The sequence below is a fragment of the Chitinophaga silvatica genome (genome assembly GCF_003419895.1).
GTDB classification, from domain to species: Bacteria; Bacteroidota; Bacteroidia; order Chitinophagales; family Chitinophagaceae; genus Chitinophaga; species Chitinophaga silvatica.
In genome coordinates, this window is record NZ_QPMM01000007.1 from 477683 (window position 1) to 495023 (window position 17341).

General features: G+C 40.9%; 15 protein-coding genes. 12 read left to right on the top strand and 3 right to left on the bottom strand.

The features are described 5' to 3' along the window. From DVR12_RS15360 to DVR12_RS15405, 10 genes are all read left to right on the top strand, one after another. Positions 1 to 1371 (top strand): hypothetical protein, encoded by a 1371-nt coding sequence (locus tag DVR12_RS15360; protein ID WP_116976670.1) that lies wholly within the window; start codon positions 1 to 3, stop codon positions 1369 to 1371. A 1-nt stretch (position 1372) separates the two neighbouring features. Next, positions 1373 to 3385, top strand: a complete 2013-nt coding sequence (locus tag DVR12_RS15365; protein ID WP_116976671.1) for a glycoside hydrolase domain-containing protein — start codon at positions 1373 to 1375, stop codon at positions 3383 to 3385. 6 nt (positions 3386 to 3391) lie between these two features. Next, the gene (locus DVR12_RS15370) at positions 3392 to 4360 is read left to right on the top strand and encodes a glycosyltransferase family protein (protein WP_147323465.1); all 969 of its coding nucleotides are present in this window, start codon (positions 3392 to 3394) and stop codon (positions 4358 to 4360) included. Positions 4361 to 4415: 55 nt separating this feature from the next. Next, entirely contained in the window at positions 4416 to 5534 is a 1119-nt protein-coding gene (gene wecB / locus DVR12_RS15375) for a non-hydrolyzing UDP-N-acetylglucosamine 2-epimerase (RefSeq protein ID WP_116976673.1), read from the top strand. Further along, positions 5531 to 7417: an alginate lyase family protein gene (locus tag DVR12_RS15380; RefSeq protein ID WP_116976674.1), complete on the top strand. Its 1887-nt coding sequence runs from the start codon at positions 5531 to 5533 to the stop codon at positions 7415 to 7417. The genes wecB and DVR12_RS15380 overlap by 4 nt, the downstream gene beginning before the upstream one ends. Before the next feature lie 2 nt (positions 7418 to 7419). Next, positions 7420 to 8697 carry a glycosyltransferase family 4 protein gene (locus tag DVR12_RS15385; RefSeq protein WP_116976675.1) on the top strand — a complete coding sequence of 426 codons (1278 nt, stop codon included), beginning with the start codon at positions 7420 to 7422 and terminating at the stop codon, positions 8695 to 8697. After that, the gene (locus tag DVR12_RS15390) at positions 8672 to 9286 is read left to right on the top strand and encodes a sugar transferase (RefSeq protein ID WP_116976676.1); all 615 of its coding nucleotides are present in this window, start codon (positions 8672 to 8674) and stop codon (positions 9284 to 9286) included. The genes DVR12_RS15385 and DVR12_RS15390 overlap by 26 nt, the downstream gene beginning before the upstream one ends. Next, a complete protein-coding gene (locus DVR12_RS15395) occupies positions 9279 to 9872 on the top strand; it encodes an acetyltransferase (RefSeq protein ID WP_116976723.1) in 594 nt (197 codons plus the stop codon). Before DVR12_RS15390 ends, DVR12_RS15395 begins: the two co-directional genes overlap by 8 nt. Positions 9873 to 9894: 22 nt before the next feature. Then, complete coding sequence (locus DVR12_RS15400; RefSeq protein ID WP_116976677.1) at positions 9895 to 11022, top strand: DegT/DnrJ/EryC1/StrS family aminotransferase; 1128 nt, start codon at positions 9895 to 9897, stop codon at positions 11020 to 11022. A gap of 646 nt (positions 11023 to 11668) precedes the next feature. Next, a complete protein-coding gene (locus DVR12_RS15405) occupies positions 11669 to 13207 on the top strand; it encodes a T9SS type B sorting domain-containing protein (RefSeq protein WP_116976678.1) in 1539 nt (512 codons plus the stop codon). On the opposite strand, the gene DVR12_RS15410 is transcribed toward DVR12_RS15405, so the two are convergent. Continuing rightward, complete coding sequence (locus tag DVR12_RS15410; RefSeq protein WP_116976679.1) at positions 13196 to 13882, bottom strand: tyrosine-protein phosphatase; 687 nt, start codon at positions 13880 to 13882, stop codon at positions 13196 to 13198. The two genes, DVR12_RS15405 and DVR12_RS15410, sit on opposite strands and share 12 nt — an antisense overlap. A gap of 123 nt (positions 13883 to 14005) precedes the next feature. Beyond that, positions 14006 to 14482 carry a GAF domain-containing protein gene (locus DVR12_RS15415; RefSeq protein ID WP_116976724.1) on the bottom strand — a complete coding sequence of 159 codons (477 nt, stop codon included), beginning with the start codon at positions 14480 to 14482 and terminating at the stop codon, positions 14006 to 14008. Positions 14483 to 14625: 143 nt separating this feature from the next. Between DVR12_RS15415 and idi the strand changes: the two genes are divergently transcribed. Together idi and DVR12_RS15425 are read left to right on the top strand one after the other, a co-directional pair. Next, on the top strand, positions 14626 to 15165 hold the full coding sequence (gene idi, locus DVR12_RS15420) for an isopentenyl-diphosphate Delta-isomerase (protein WP_116976680.1): 540 nt from the start codon (positions 14626 to 14628) through the stop codon (positions 15163 to 15165). Between the two features lie 176 nt (positions 15166 to 15341). Beyond that, positions 15342 to 16331, top strand: a complete 990-nt coding sequence (locus DVR12_RS15425) for a terpene synthase family protein (RefSeq protein WP_116976681.1) — start codon at positions 15342 to 15344, stop codon at positions 16329 to 16331. Here the strand turns inward: DVR12_RS15425 and DVR12_RS15430 are convergent. After that, positions 16296 to 17330 carry a hypothetical protein gene (locus tag DVR12_RS15430; protein ID WP_116976682.1) on the bottom strand — a complete coding sequence of 345 codons (1035 nt, stop codon included), beginning with the start codon at positions 17328 to 17330 and terminating at the stop codon, positions 16296 to 16298. The genes DVR12_RS15425 and DVR12_RS15430 overlap by 36 nt on opposite strands. Positions 17331 to 17341: the final 11 nt, after the last annotated feature.

Consider the following 17341-nt stretch of genomic DNA (forward strand, 5'->3'; position numbering starts at 1 on the left):
ATGAAGTACAGGAACGGACATATCAATATACTTTACCTGCTGAATTTTATATTCGCTTGTATTGCTGGCTTGTGCGCAGAAAGCCTGGCTGCTTTTCTATTTAATATATTACTGCTGGCTATCGGACAGTTAAGCATTATGAGTATGCTTAAAGAGGCAGAAAGACGGCAGGCGGGTATCAAAATATTTCTGAGCTTTTTCCTGGTGTATGGAGTTTTCATGTTGGTCACCAATACGCTTTATGTTCAGGACCCGTTTAAAGATACATTTTACGCAAAAGACTCTGTAACCTTTTATACATATATCGACAGAGTAGCTTCTATGCGTAGTATTGGTGATATTACAAATTTCTACAGTAATGATTTCTTTTCCTCCGACTGGAAAGGATTTGCATGGTTGTCGAGTGTTTTGGGATTTGCCGCTAAATCAATAGATCATAACTCAATCATCCTTCAAAAATTACAAATAGTCTTCTGTTCTGCATTTATACTGGTTATCCTGTTTAGTATGCTATCTACAAACCTAAGACAGGATATCAGTGTAAACCTTACTATTATTTATGCTTTCTTTTCCTATAATTTCTTTTTCTCTGCTATTTATTTAAGGGATGTTCATATAGGTGTAGCTTTTGGACTTTATTTTTTACTGATCCTGAATCGTAAAGGTGCCTGGGGTATTCTGGCAGCCATGCTGCTTACGATAATTATTTATTTCATAAGGCCGGAACATGGATTGTTTTCAATTTCACTTTTGCTCACATATATCTATCTCTTTGTTACAGACGAGCGATATCCAACCTTGAATAAATTGAAAATACCAATCCTACTCCTGCTGGGCTTATGTGCCCTTACCCAGGTTGTATTATTGCAGGAAGGGTTTAACACGATTCAGTCTACCAGTGAAAATTATCTCGATAGTTCAATGACCAATGCCGGCTTAGGATCTTTTGGAAGCATGCTGCTTCGATTACCTTTTGGCGTTCGGCATCTGGCGGTTGGTTTATTCTCTCAAACATTACCATTTCCGTTTTATGCAGTACTGGAAGATCAACCCTTTTATTTTCCATGGTCGTTGGCTGCTCTGTTTTGGTTTATAGTATGGGGAGTGATTATTTATAGTCTGTTTTTTAAACCCCGGAACCCACTGTTCCTGGTCAGAGAATGGAGATTCCTTTTTCTGATAGCTGTATTATTAATTCTGGGTGCCAGCTCAAATGCCGATACGAGAAGGATTATGGCTGTTTACCCTGTAGTGTATGTAATATTTGCAGGAGCATTTTTTTCGAGAACAACAGGAGAAAGAAAACGTCTGGTAATTGGCTGTTTGCTTGGTTATTCGGCATTAATACTCACTTATTCTTTAATTAAATAGGATGATGAGAATAATTAAAATAGGATCTCTGTTTGGATTGCTGATGTTATACATCGCAACTACTGCCCAGCAAATAAAAGGCATTCGGGCAACTGTAGATCCTATGCCTAATTATAGCCTGACTAAAAATCAGAGTAATGTGGCTACACTCACTGATGGCCAATTTGTTACAGGAAATATGTATTGGAAAGATCCCGGTACGCTTGGCTGGCAAAATGTGAATCGTGTTACCATTGATCTGACATTGCCATCTGGCTCATCTGTAGGAACCATTAAATTAAATACAGTAACCGGGCAAAAAGCACAGGTGAACCTGCCGCTTTGTATACTGGTATTTGCCAGCAATGATCAGAAATCGTGGCAATACATTGGCGATATGATGAAACAAAAGCATGAAGATTCATATTACCAGATTACTTCCATTACTCAACAGGTAGATAGGCAGGCACAATTTTTAAAACTGGTGGTAATCCCAAATGGAAGTTATTTTTTTACAGATGAAATAGAGGTCTTTGCAGCTAAAGGAAATGTAAAGGCATTAGCACCTGCTATTCATTCTGAAAATATTGATAGCTTGATTAAAAGCCAAAGAACAACATCAATAGATCAGCGCTTTGCTGCCAGGAGTGCAGTTGCTACAACCGGTGCAGCCATCGGTCCATTGGTGGTTCAACGGCTGGTTAGTTCCTGGGCTTCTCCTGATCAGCTGGCACAAAAGCAAGAACCAATTCATACAATAGTTGGATTAACAACCTATACGACAGTAGTAGTAACAAATAATTCAGGCAGCCCCCAACAGCTGCCAATATCGTTTTCAAATGCTGGAATAGCCTCTCTATATTGGGCGAAGCCGGTTAAGAGCCGCGATTTTAAAGTGGTTCCTGATGCCTTAATGCCAATAGCTGATGGATCTACCCTTAATGTTCAGCCAAATGAAACACAGGTTTTACTGCTTAGGATCAAACCTGTAAAAAGTGGTAATGCCAGCCTCCAACTTAAGGTAGGTGCGGTTCAGCAAACTATTGATATTACTGTTGCTTCAACAAATTTTAATTCATTTACTCAGACGCCCGATGTAAATGTCTGGGCTTATTTCAATGATCCTTTACTAAAGGAAAGGCCGGTAGCCGCACATAACGATCTGCTTGATCATGGTGTAAACACATTTGTTTTTCATCCTGGTATTTTACTGCCAGAGAAACCTGTTAGCAGTAATGAAGCATTACAAAAAATGCTACCAATGGTCAAAGGTTTTAAGCAGGTTTTACTTTTCTTAAATATCACTGCAAAGGATCAGAGCTATTGGACAGAAACGCGTAAACAAACATTTGCCAATTGGTATAAAGATCTTCAGGCTGCATTGCAGCAACAAGGAATTTCTCCATCCAATATATACCTCTATCCGATAGATGAGGTGAAACCATCCCAGATTGCAGCATTTAAGTCTTTTGTCACTTATGCTAAATCACAGATACCTGGTGCCAGATTTTTTGCTACAATATCAGATATTAAATCTTTACCCGAAATTCAGCCACTGGTTGATATAGCTCAGGTTTATAATACCAATCAACTTATCGCGGCCGCGAAACAGGCACAAACTTCCTCTCAAAGTATTTGGTTATACGATACAAAGAAACCTACCAAATCCTTACCTCCGTATGGATATTATAGATTGATGGCTTGGAGGGCATTCGCAAATGGACTTACTGGAATTGGTTTCTGGCAATATGCGGATGCGGGGCACGAGCAGGGAGCCACTTCCCTATGGGATGATTTTGATGGGAAGTCGGCCGATTATAATGTAGTATACGACGATAATGCAAATGTAAACAGTAGCAGGAGATGGGAAGCATTTAAACAGGGAATAGATGATTATAGATTATTAATGGCATATGCGCAGAAATATGGCAGAAATGCAGCATTAAAAATTTGTAATGAAGTTTTAGATAATGCAGGTAATCCATTTATCGGAGATCAGGCAAGGAAGAATATTATTTCAGGATTAGAAAAATAAAATATGATGCAGCATCGTTCAAAAATCTTAATACTAGCTACTATACCACCTCCTATTGGCGGGGTGACGGTGCATATACAACGACTACTGCAATTTCTGGATATCAACGGACATGCTTATACATTTATTGATATAAGAAGAACGCCCAGGCAGGAGATTCTTTCACAAATTAGAAAGCATCGCTTTATCCACTTTCATATATATCATCCGGCCATCAGATTTCTGCTGGTGTTATTAGGTACAATATTTGGTAAAAAGATGCTCTTTACTTTTCACGGGAATGTAGGTCGGCATTCTGCCTGGTATAATCTGATAGATCAAATGGCTTTCAGATTGGCCTATTTACCAATTGTGCTTAATCGCATTAGTTTGGAGAAAGGGCTGCGGTGGAATAGCCGTACACAGTTGATCAGCGCATTTATTCCTCCTCAGGTGTCGGAAGTACTGACAACTGATGTACAGGCAGCAATTAATAATCTCCGATCCAGGTCCGGGAGAGTATATGCCACCAATGCATCAACAGTTTCTTTTGATAAGGAAGGACGGGAAACCTACCAGATTAGTTTGCTGGTGAAACTGTTTAGTAAGCTGGATGTTGGACTTGTAATTGTTGATCCGACAGAAAGGTATAAAAACTATCTGGAGCAGCAGGGTTACCGGCTTACAGAGAATGTATTATTGATATCCGGGCAGCAATCTTTCTTTGAAATTTTGAAGTTGTCGGATGTACTGTTACGTATAACTACCACTGATGGGGATGCCTTATCGGTTAAAGAAGCATTATATCTGCAAAAGCAGGTGATAGCTACAAATGTGGTAGACAGGCCGGTTGGTACTGTACTGGTGCCATTAAATGAAACAGCTATTATCGCTGCGATAGGAAGATTGGAGCAACAGGCAGTTGTCTTGCCTGAAACAGAGCAGCAGCATGGCGGAATAGCAATGCTGGATATTTACAGAAGAATTGTAGCATAAAGAAAAACCTCATCTCTACCATGTAGAGATGCAACCATATTAAAACCATATCGAAATGAAGTTAACCATCATTGCGGGGGCGCGTCCGAATTTTATGAAGATTGCGCCCATAATAGCCGCCATTGAAGAGAAGAAACGCGAAGGCTTTCGTATTGGCTACCGCCTGGTTCATACAGGTCAGCATTACGACAAGAATATGAGCGATTCTTTTTTTGAACAGCTGGGGATTCCAGAACCCCATGCCAACCTTGCTGCCGGCGGTGGTTCACAAGCCGAACAAACAGCAAGTATTATGATTCGCTTTGAGCAGGAACTTACAGAGCATCCCTGCGATTTAATCCTGGTAGTAGGGGATGTTACATCTACTATGGCTTGCTCAATAGTTGCCAAGAAGTTAAAGATCCGTGTAGCTCATGTGGAAGCAGGTATCAGATCCGGTGATATAACTATGCCGGAAGAAATAAACCGATTGGTCACCGATGCTATTACGGATTACTGTTTCACCACTTCCGTTATTGCCAATACCAATCTGCAAAGGGAAGGTAAAACTCCTGATCAGATCATTTTTGTTGGCAATACCATGATCGATACTTTATTGCAACAACGTTCCCGTTTTATGGCACCCCCAATCTGGCAGCAAGCCGGGCTTCAACCGCAGGGCTATATTGTAATGACCTTGCATCGCCCGGCTAATGTGGATGAGGAGGATAACCTTTCGTTGCTCATTCAGGAAATTATGCGTACAACACGCGATCTGCCGGTGATCTTTCCGGTGCATCCGAGAACGGCTAAAAACCTTGAAAAAGTAGCTGTAGAACATCCCCGCTTACACCTGGTACCACCATTAAGCTATCTGGAATTCAACTATCTGGTGGAGAAAGCAAAAGCTGTGGTAACAGATTCAGGTGGCATAACCGAAGAAACAACAGTTATGGGTGTGCCTTGTATGACGTTGAGAGATAGCACCGAGCGCCCGGAAACCTGTATCACCGGTACCAACGAGTTACTGGGTACTGATCCTGTGGCACTGGCACCTGCAATGCAGCGGCTCTTCGACGGACAATGGAAAAAAGGTGCTATCCCTGCGCTGTGGGATGGCCATACCGCTAAAAGAATCACACAAAAATTATTGGAATTATTTGCTGTTAAACAAGAACCTGTTGGGATGTTATGAGTAGTTTGAATACGATAATAAATGGACTGAAGGTAGTGAAGAATATGGGATGGAGATATGTAGCATTCCGTACTGTTCATGAGTTGAAACGCAGAACCGGAAAACTGAAGAAACGTTTTCCGGCAGATCCTGCATTTCAACGTTATTTGTCGTTAGAGGATTGGAAACAACAATCAGCATTATTTTTCTTTCCTTGCCGCGAAGCGTTACTATTACCTAAAAACCCGACACCGGACATTGCACAACGCTTCGAAACATTAAAGAAAGGCTTGCTTCCTTTCTTTAATGGAATTGTAATGCCTGTTGATGGCTGGTTTAAAAATCCTGATTCCGGATTCGTGTATGATGCAACTGTACATTGGACCGAAATCAACGATTACAGTGCAGAAGCCGGTGATATAAAATTTGTATGGGAGAAAGCCAGATTTGCATACCTGTATGATATAATCCGATATGATCATCACTTTGATGAAGATCATGCCCATTGGGTGTTTGAGGATATCCTTTCCTGGATCAGATCCAATAAGGTAAATACAGGGCCACATTACAAATGTAGTCAGGAAATCAGCTTACGGGTCCTAAACTGGACTTTTGCCCTCTATTTCTATAGAAACTCCGCTGCCCTTACAGAAGAAGTATTTGATGAAATACAGTATGCTATTTACTGGCAACTTCATCATGTATATCATAATATCAATTTTTCCAGGATTGCTGTAAGAAATAATCATGCTATCACTGAAACGCTTACACTATACCTGGGAGGATTATTATTTCCAACATTGCCAGGAGCTGCTACCTGGAAAGAACATGGAAAAAGATGGTTTGAAGAGGAAATTGCATATCAGATTTATGAAGATGGCAGCTTCCTTCAATTTTCCATGAACTACCATAGGGTTGTAATTCAATTACTGACCTGGGGCATACAGCTGGCCACCTTAAATGGTGAAACTTTTGATCCAATAGTGGCTGCAAAAGCTGAAAGATCCCTGCGCTTTTTAAGAGTTTGTATGAATGATCATACCGGTTGGTTACCTAATTATGGGGCCAATGACGGTGCATTATTTTTTAAACTGAATGATCAGGAATACCGGGATTTCAGGCCTCAGTTACAAGCCCTCGCCCTGTTGCTTCAAACAGATCCTGCATTACCCCGGAAATATGAAGATGCCGATTGGTACGGAATACAAGACCAGGGATATATAAATAGCATACTGGAAAAAGACAGAGAACTCTATTCCTTCCCCGATGGAGGATATTTTGTATGCCGAGAGCAGGATATTCTCACATTCCTGAGATGTGGTAACCATAAAGACAGACCCTCGCAGGCCGATAATCTGCACCTCGATATCTGGGTGAAGGATGAAAACCTGCTGATGGATGCCGGTTCCTACAAGTATAATACCGATGAAGCTACGCTGCGTTACTTCATGGGCACAGCTTCTCATAATACCGTGATGCTGGATGATTACGATCAGATGCAAAAAGGACCAAGATTCATTTGGTACAACTGGTCGCAATGCTCACGGGCCCGGTTGTATGAAACTACAGATGAGTATATCTGGGAAGGCGCTATTACTGCTTTTCAACAAGTAGGCGCAGATATAGTACACATCCGTCAGGTAAGAAAGAAAAAGAATGAAACCAGTTGGGTTATCAAAGATCATATTCAGCATAAACCACAGCATACATTAATGCGCCAGTTATGGCATACCAGTAAGCCGGCAAGGATTCAGCTAAAGGCTGAAGATAGCAGTGGTGCTATTTTACAACCGCTGTGCAAACCGGGGATGTATGCTTCCTATTATGGAATTAAGGAAGAAAACAACACTACTGTTTTCAATTCGGATGTAGATACAATTATTACGGAAATCACAATTGACTAACTATGAAAATTCTATTGATACACCAGTATTTTTTAGAGGAAGACGATCCAGGTGGTTCCCGGTGGAACGAAATTACCCGGCAATGGACTAGCCAGGGTATGGATGTTACCGTATTAGGAGGTATGATGCACTATAACGGTTCGCAAAAACGCCCTGAATATAAAGGGAAATACTATATGAGAAAGAAACAGGGATTGGTAGATGTGATGCGCTGCCATGTTTCTGAGTCGTATAATAAAAATTTTGTAGGTAGATTATGGGGCTATTTCTCTTTTATGTTTTCTGCTCTATGGGCCGGATTATTCAAAGTAAAAGGTAAATACGATGTGGTGGTGGTGACTTCACCACCGCTGTTTGTTGGGATAGCTGGATATTTACTGTCGCGCTTCAAACGCATTCCATTTGTATTTGAAGTACGTGATTTATGGCCCGAATCCGCTATTGATACTGGTGTATTAAAGAATAAACTGGTTATTAAACTCGCCTATTGGGTAGAAGCATTCATTTATCGTAAAGCTGCCCTGATAAATGTATTAACTCCTGCGTTCTATAATACATTAAAAGAGAAGAAAGGAGTACCGGCAGATAAGCTCATCTTCATTCCTAATGCTGCCGATTTCTCCTTATCGGATCATCTGCTCGAAACATTCGATAGGGAAGCATTTAGAAAAGAACATAACCTGGAGGGCAAATTTGTTATCACCTATGTGGGCGCCCACGGTGTTGCCAATCATCTCGAACAAATTCTTGATGCGGGTAAGGCACTGGAAGATACACCTGTTTTATTTCAACTGATTGGTCAGGGTATGGAAAAACCTCGTTTGCAAACCCTGGCTCAATCGCTGGAAGTAAAGAACGTTAGGTTCCTGGATGCGGTACCCAAACAAGAGGTATTCAAATATATTCTGGCCTCTGAAATGGGGGCATCTGTACTTAAGAAAGTAGATACATTCAAAACAGTATACTCAAATAAAACCTTCGATTATATGGCCTGTAAGAAACCTATTCTGATGGCGATAGATGGGGTATCTCGAGAATTGGTAGAGGCTGCCGGTGCAGGGTCGTATGTAGAACCTGAAAATACTGCTGCCTACAATACAGTAATCAGGGCCTATCTGAAAGCACCTGAAAGAATTAAGGCAGAAGGCGAGAGTGGGTTTAACTATGCAAAAGAGCATTTCGACCGCCAGGTTTTAGCCAATCGCTATTTAAACGAATTACAAAAAAAAGTAACAGGAAAATTAATTCAACATCATGAATTGGTACAGGAACCTAGTTAAGCCACTGGTAGATTTAATAGTGGCATTAACAGCTTTTTTGATACTGTTCCCGGTATTTGTAGTGCTTACCTGTTTATTGTTTATCGCTAATCAGGGTAGTCCGTTTTTTCTGCAGGCAAGACCAGGCAAGCATGGGAAAGTCTTTAGAGTGATCAAGTTTAAAACAATGAATGATAAATGTGGAGGAGATGGACGGTTGTTACCCGACAAAGACAGGCTAACACCAATAGGGAAGTTTGTAAGAAAAACCTCTTTAGATGAAATACCCCAGTTGCTCAATGTATTGAAAGGAGATATGAGCCTCGTAGGGCCTCGCCCTTTGTTGGTCGAATATCTTGATCTCTATACTCCAACACAGCATCGTCGCCATGCAGTGAGGCCCGGAATTACCGGATGGGCGCAGGTAAATGGCAGGAATGCCATTTCATGGGAACAGAAATTTCAATTGGATGTCTGGTATGTAGATCATCTTAGCTGGTTGCTCGATCTACGAATTTTATTTAAAACAATATTAAAGGTAGTAAAGCCCGAAGGCATAAATGCCGAAGGAAGTGCTACTATAGAACGTTTTGCAGGAAGTAATGAATAACAGTGTTTACTTATACGGAGCAAGTGGTCATGCCAAGGTGATTATAGAAATATTAAAATCACAAGGTATGTCGGTAGCAGGATTATTTGATGATAATCCTGCGATCAACAGGTTATGGGATTATGAAGTACGCCCTTTTGTGGGAGAAGCATATGATGCACCCTTTATTATTACAATCGGAAACAATAGAGTTCGTTGTCATCTGGCCCAGCGTATATACGTTGCATTTACAACAGCTATTCATTCCAAATCTATTATTTCTCCTACGGCTAATATAGGCAATGGTACAGTTGTAATGCCCGGGGCCTGTATCAATGCAGATGCAGTGATCGGGAAGCATTGCATTGTAAATACCAATTGCTCAATAGATCACGAATGCAGGATTGAGGATTATGCCCATATATCTCCCAATGCTACACTGTGCGGTAATGTTACGGTTGGAGAGGGAACACACATTGGCGCAGGTGCAGTAATCCTTCCTGGTATTACAGTTGGTAATTGGGCGGTAATTGGTGCCGGTGCAGTAGTAACAAAACCTGTGGCATCAGGAACTATCGTTGTAGGGAATCCTGCCAGAGTAAAATAATTTTTAACCCAAGCAAATAACTATGAATAAAAAGATTTGGCTATCCTCTCCTCATATGGAAGGTTCAGAGCTGGAACTGGTAAAAGATGCATTCGAGTCGAACTGGATTGCGCCACTGGGGCCGCATGTTGATGCCTTTGAACAGGATTTGGCTTCATTTACCGGTACCAGTCATGCTGCTGCACTTTCTGCAGGAACTGCAGCCCTGCATCTGGCATTAATTCTATCAGGAGTAAAACCTGGAGATGAAGTGATCTGTCAGAGCTTTACGTTTTCTGCGTCTGCCAATCCTATTGTATATATAGGAGCTACGCCTGTTTTTGTTGATAGTGAACCCGGAACCTGGAATATGGATCCTGACTTATTGGAAAAAGCAATTAAGGACAGATTATCCAAAGGCCGGAAAGTAGCTGCCATTATTCCAGTGCATTTATACGGAATGCCTGCCCGAATGCCTGAAATTATGGAAGTAGCTGGCAGATATAATATTCCTGTTTTGGAAGATGCGGCAGAAGCACTGGGATCTAACCTTAATGGGAAGGCTTGCGGAAGTTGGGGCGATATGGGAATTCTGAGTTTCAATGGCAATAAAATTATTACAACCAGTGGGGGAGGTGCTTTATTGAGTGATAACGAAGAAATGATCAATAAAGCCCGTTTCCTGGCGTCTCAGGCGAGAGACGCGGCACCGCATTATCAGCATAGCCAGATTGGGTATAACTACAGAATGAGTAATATTTCTGCCGCCATCGGTCGCGGACAAATGCAGGTGATCGCTGACAGAGTTGCAAAGAGAAGGAAGAACTATGAATATTATTATACTCAGTTGGCAGATGTTCGAGGAATAACTTTTTTGAACGAACCAGATGGATATTACAGCAATCGTTGGCTTACAGCCATCCTGATTGATCCTGCAACCAGTAAAGTTTCAAGAGAAACTATCAGACTTGCACTGGAAAAAGAGAATATTGAGTCGAGACCCTTATGGAAACCAATGCACCTGCAACCTGTATTTGAAGGCTATACATCTTATTTAAACGGGGTAGGAGAGGAACTGTTCGAGAAAGGGCTCTGCCTGCCAAGTGGATCAAATCTAACAGAATCAGATCTGGCAAATGTAGTTTCTATTATCAAATCAAATACAGCATGAGTTATGTTGCTCGCAAGGGGAGTACGAGTTTAATTAGTTAGAGGGTACAAAGAAAATATTTGGGGGTATACCCTTATTAAGTAAGGGAAATAAAGTTTATGAGTTATAGATATCTAATTGTTGGATGTGACTTCCATTAGGGCAGGGCAAGCCCAATGCTATTAAGTTAAGGAAATAGATTTCATGAATTTTAGATGTCTGATTATTGGATTTATTTCTTTTATCGTAGGTAGGGCGGGGGCAAGCCCAATGTTATTAAGTTAAGGGAATGGATTTCATGAATACTTGATACCTAATTGTTGGATTTACTTTCTGTGGCCATTGGCAGGGCGGGGGCAAGCCCCGCCCCTACAGGGTTTCATCAGAATCATATTTTCTTCTGGTCGCCTGGTTTCATGTTAAAGTAAATCTTCAATATAGAACTCAATATTTGATGAAATTCTGTAGGGGCGGGGCTTGCCCCCGCCCTGCCTACGGTAAAAGAAATTTACCAATCACTTAACGACAATAAAATCAGTATTTCTCTTAATAGTATCGGGGCTTGCCCCCTCCCAATATATGGTCTCAAAAAGAAACAAATAATTCCTGGAATTCACGCTGCTTAACTAAAAGTTTCATATCTCCTTGCGGACAAAACCTGAATATCATGAAACCTATTCACTATCCTATATTATTGTGCTGCTTTTTATGCAGCTATTTTTCCCTTACCGCTCAGGATATTCAATTGAAAAATCCTTCTCTTGAAGGAATAAGAGGACAAGGTAGAACACCGGATGACTGGATTGGTAGAAACACTCCGGATGTTCAGCCCGGGGCGCTTAATATTACACAATTACCATCAGATGGAGAGGCTTATGTAGGGTTGCATAGCGGTCCGGCCTATATCGAATCTATTAGCCAGGAGGTGGGATTACTGGGAGGAAAGAAGTATAACCTGTCTGCTGATCTGGCTTATGCTCCCAACTATGCTTATAAGGCCTGTTATGGTATTCTGACTGTTTATGGTGGTGATTCTCCAAAAGATACTGCGGAGCGCTTGTGGACTTCGGGCCCGTTTTATCATACCAGCTGGAAAAAATATACTTTTTTCATCAACCCAAAGAAAAACTATAAATACATAACATTTATGGCAGGAGTTGATTTACCCTGCGATAAGAGTGAATATGGCTCTGCAATCCTGATGGATAATTTGTCGGCAGCCTTAAGAGAAACTCCCCAGCTGAGTGCAGTTATACATAATACCTGTGCTGGAGAAATGGAGGGAGTAATTACGCTGAAAATCGAAGGGGTGAGTGTTCCTTGTACCATTAGCTGGGATCCGGGTGGAGCAACTACTAACCGCATAACTAATTTACCGGCGGGGAGTTACAGGGCAACTGTAAAGCATCCGAATGGTATTGCAGTTACATTAAATGCTGATGTGTTGGCCTGGAAAGTACAAAGTAAAGTTGCTGTTACGCCATCACCGTGCTATGGCGACAATAATAACAGCATTAAGCTGGAAACCAACGGAGGAACAGCACCCTATAGATATTATTTCAATGGTGGACATACGGTTAATTACTCAGGAACGTTTGAGCACCTGGTTCCGGGGTATTATAATATTCAGGTGGAGGATGAAGAAGGATGCAAGGAATTCTTATCACAAATTGATGTTAAAGAGCCTCTTCCTTTATCTTTTAAGAATGTACAACTGAAGGATATAAGCTGTTCTACTGTTATGGATGGTAAAATAAGTATTTATACTACAGGAGGAACCAGGCCATATTTTTATAGTTTGAATAATGGCAATTGGCAGACAGATAGTGTTTGGGGCAAATTGAATGAAGGGAAATATTACTATACGGTAAAAGATGCGAATGGTTGTCTCATAGATAGTAATGCAACAATTATCCGCAATATGAGGGAATGCGCTGTTTTTGTTCCAACAGCCTTTTCTCCGAATAACGATGGACAAAACGATTTATTCAGAGCTAAAGTGAATGATGACGTTACCGATTACAGGCTTGAAGTTTTCAGCCGTTGGGGTGAAAAAGTGTTCAGCACAATGGACCCTTACGGAGCATGGGATGGAACTTTAAAAGGGCAACAATTACCAGGAGGCGCTTATGTCTGGATACTATTATACACAGATAGTAAGCATCAGGCTCGCAAACAAACAGGAACGATTATGCTACTCCGTTAGTGTGTTATTTTTAAACGGATATTCATCCAATGTTTTCCTCAGTTTATTGTTATTGCTGATTTGTATGATAGCATGTAAATGCTTTTCGTGATGTAAATCGGTGCCTATAAAATCGGCTAACTGTTGTTCAAGTAATAATGTTGCTGCTTTCTGAACACCTTTGCCATAGTACCCGGTCAATGACAATAAATTTACCTGGAGCTGGCATCCCAGTTCTTTTAGCAGATGGTATTGATTGAATTCGTTATGATAATACCCGTATCTTTCAGGATGTGCAAGGATAGGTTGATATCCTGCTGCCTGTATATCAAATAGCCACTGATGTAATTGCGGAGGGGCGGAAACAAAGGAAATTTCAACCAATACTTTATTACCGGTTATGGTTAACAAGGGTTGTTGCAGCAGCGGAACAAATTGTTCATCTAAATAATATTCTGCAGCATATTTAAAGGAAATATTGTTGTTGGCATCTTTGAGCGACTGATATACAGATTCGAAAGGTGATTGTAAAGTATTTACAGAATTTGGGTACCTGTCCATCATAATATGTGGAGTAGTAATGATCCTGCTTATGCCCAGCTCCTGGAGTTTTTCAATAAAAAAAAGAGAAGTTTGTAAATCCTGAGATCCATCATCTACACCCGGTAGGAGGTGTGAATGAATATCAGTTTGCATAAATGACAAGAGAGGAGCGGTTTTGTTGGCTCGTTTACTAAAAAAAAGCATTTCTCAATAAAATATGGTTGCCAACAGTAACACATATACAGTGCCACAAATGCTGTGGCACTGTATAAATAATTAATTTTCCTGAAGTAGAGCGATGATCTCTTCCAGGTATTGCTGATCAATTTCGTCGAATGTCTCTAAATCTGCGCTGTCAACATCCAACACCCCCCATACTTCATTATTTCTGATGAGCGGTATTACAATTTCTGATTGAGATAAACTGCTACAGGCTATATGGCCCGGAAATTTAGCTACATCAGGAACAATGAGGGTAGTTGCCTGCTCCCAACTGGTGCCACAAACTCCTCTTCCCTTACGGATACGTGTACACGCAACAGGACCCTGAAATGGACCTAAAACCAGTTCATCTTCCTTAACAAGATAAAAGCCTACCCATAACCAGCCGAATTGTTCTTTTAATGCAGCCGCAATATTTGCCAGGTTGGCAATTAAATCAGGTTCCCCGGTAAGTAGCCCCTTTATCTGAGGAATGAGGGATATGTATTGTTCCTTTTTATCTCCTTTAATGATATTTAAGTCTTCTGCCATATATTCAAATTCATTCAAGATGCAAAAATAAGCAGGAAATGTGTGATTTAAAGATTGGTACTTTTTGGTACCCGGATGTGTATAAGAAATTATAGTAGGAAATTCATAGATGAAAAAATATATAAATTCGTAAATTCGCTATTATGAACTCACCGGAAATTATATTAGTGAACGAACAAGACGAGGCAATTGGCACGATGGAAAAGATGGAAGCGCATCGAAAAGGATTATTACACCGTGCATTTTCTGTATTTATTATAAATGATGCAGGAGAAATATTATTGCAACGTCGTGCATTGGATAAATATCATTCTCCTGGTTTATGGACGAACGCCTGCTGTAGCCACCCTTACCCTGGCGAATCTGTTGAAGCCGCTGCTCACCGCCGTTTAGAGGAAGAATTAGGCTTTGATTGTGAATTGAAAGAATTATTCTCATTTACTTATAGAACTGAATTTGATAATGGTCTTACTGAGCATGAATTTGATCATGTTTTATTAGGAACCTACAACGGAACCATCATTCCAAATCCTGCTGAAGTAGCAGATTACCAATATTTGTCTGTAACCCAAATCATTGAAAAAATGGAAAATGCCCCAAATACCTTTACTTCCTGGTTTCATCATGCATGGCCCCTGTTATTACAACGCATGGAAATTAATATAGGAACTGCCAGCGTATAACAGTTTGTTAACTTATTTTTAAAACAATCATTTTGCGACTTGTTAACCGAGTGTAAATAAATACACCTGGACTTTTATGCGAAATTGCATAGAGCATACTTATGCTATAGTTGTTCCCATGGTCGAATTTTCGATGCGCATCGCTTTGCCTCAGCTAACCATAAAACCCTCTATACATGACCACCAACATTCAAATGCCCGTTATTCGTTTCCCTTTTACCAGCCGAATGAACCAGCATGCTGAAGCGGCACAGCAACACATTACTGAATGGGTAAACGAAATGGGCCTCCTTACTTCAGAAAAGGCCTGGCAACGTTTTCATAAAGCCAGATTTGCGTATCTGGTCGCCAGAGCCTTCCCGGATGCCGGGCTGCATGAACTATGCCTCATCGCAGATTTCAATACCTGGCTTTTTATCCTGGACGACAAATGCGACGAAGCCGCTGAAGGTCGCAAAGCTGATTATCTAAGAAGTATTATGGCCGGACTTCTGGATATCCTCCAACAAAATATTGAATATCTCCCCGCTTCCGGGCATCCTCTCTCAGCTGCTTTAAGTAGTATCTGGGAGCGTATGCGCAAATTAAGTAACCCGGGTTGGCGGCTTAGATTCATCAAAACAGTAAATGATTATTTTTCTGCCTGTATCTGGGAAGCGGAAAACAGGGAAGCAGGTATTATTCCTTCCCTGGAAGATTACATCAAAATGCGACCATTCACGGGAGCCTTGCTGGCAGATATAGAAGCAATTGAGATAATTGAAAAAGTAGTACTTCCTCAACAAGTAACAGAACAGGCATTATTGCAACGAATGATCCAGGCCGGTAACAATCTGGTTTGCTGGACCAATGATATTTTTTCCTGCCTGAAAGAAAGTAAACAGGGTGATGTGCATAATCTGGTACTGGTACTTCAACATGAAAATGGATATTCATTACAGGATGCTGTTAATGAAGCCACCAGAATGCTGAAAGAGGAAGTCGCCATTTTTGTGACACTGGAAAAACTGTTACCACTAACGGGAAGTGAAGCCGATTATGAATTAATCAGATTTGTAGCGGTATTACATGCCTGGATTGTGGGCAATGCCGAATGGAGCATCAAGGATACCGGAAGATATGGAGTAGCATCACTGGCTGCGCTTGCTTATTCGCCGCTCCACTAATTTGCCTATCCACCAGAATGATAAAGCGAGAATTCCAAAGAATAATCCTTTATTGGTAAGATTCCATAAATATTCAAAATACCTGGTATACAAATCCAATAATAAAAATATCATTCCAAGATCTCTTAACAGCTCATCTTTTGTTCTGGCACCTATAACGAAAACGGCTAAACACTGTAGGGTATATAATATCACCCATTGAAGAAGACGTACCTGTCGTAGTAGCTGCCACTCTTCCCAGGTGCCACAATTCCCAAAGATCGAGATCAGCCATCCGGAGAGCAAAAATAATAACCATCCTCCTGCCCAGGTCATATCTGCAATGGGTGGGTAAACACGCCAGCGGCGTTGTACCCACCCTATAATTATAAGAACCGCTCCCAATAGAATCATTCTACAGGGCAAATTCATCCCCAGAAAATAATTCGGATCGGAAGATAACAGGTAAGTGAGCTTAACATACGCCGGAATTAAGGACAATAACGTTGCTAACCAAAGCAATCTCGAACGAAAAACAACTCCCAATATTCCATAACAGAGTGTGGCAAGCAACCAGAAAAGCCCATAATTATGCTCAAAATAATTGACACTTTTACCCGAATAAACAACGAATACACCTATACTAAGTACTGGTAAGATCCAGTACAGCTCCCGGTTAAACGAATAAAATGGGTTGTGTTTATTTATCTTCCATCCCCTGTAACATAAAAAGATGCTTAGCAGTGCAAACAATATTGAAATAACGCCGTCGGTCAGCGATAGCTTCTTCTTAATAATTTCAATCCACTTCTCATCTAATACCAATGACCCGAAAGACATTAAGGCGCATGAAATTGCCGCAATAAAGATGTAAAGGGATAAAGATTGCCAATCTGTACTGGAAACTTTGATGGTTTGCTTTAAAGATTCACCCTGGGTTTTGCTGATAAGCGATTCTTCCTCCCAGGCATGTATGGCTCTTTGAATTAGCGCTGCATCTTTTTTGTTCAGTTCCAACATAGGCGTCTCCT